The organism is Alcanivorax sp. HI0044 (assembly GCF_001634945.1).
Window position 1 is genome coordinate 1 of the sequence record NZ_LWEZ01000972.1, and the last position, 628, is coordinate 628.

Here is a 628-nt window from a genome sequence, read left to right on the forward strand (position 1 = left end):
TGCCGGAAAGTAATTTTCCCCGGCCACAAAGGCCTCGGGGAAATCGTGGGCATAATGATACTCGGCACCGAAGCCTTCGTCTTTCATAAGCTGGGTGGGCGCATTGCGCAGGTGCAGGGGCACCTCGTCGGTGGGCTGCTGACGAACCAGCGCGCGGGCCTGATTATAGGCGTTGTAGACCGCATTACTTTTCGGCGCTACCGCCAGGTAGGCGATGGCCTGAGCGATAGCCAGCTCCCCTTCCGGGCTCCCCAATCGCTCCTGCACATCCCAGGCCTGCAGGCAGAGCGTCAGTGCTCGCGGGTCGGCATTGCCGATATCTTCACTGGCCATGCGGACCACACGGCGGGCAAGGTAGAGCGGGTCACAACCACCGTCCAGCATGCGGGCGAACCAGTACAGAGCCGCATCCGGGTCGGAGCCGCGTACGGATTTATGCATGGCGCTGATCTGGTCGTAAAACAGGTCGCCGCCCTTGTCGAAACGGCGCACCGCATCACGCAACACCTCGCGCATCAATTCTGCATCAATCTTCGGTGCATCCTGATCCGCCAGATCTGCCGCGACTTCAAGCATATTCAGCAGCCGCCGGGCATCACCATCTGCGTAGTTCAGCAACAACTCCCGG

The 628-nt window shown here is 61.0% G+C and carries 1 pseudogene; it reads right to left on the bottom strand.

What is annotated here, in order from left to right:
- Nucleotides 1-628 (bottom strand): annotated as a pseudogene (locus A3730_RS11390) (recombination factor protein RarA); the annotation flags it as partial.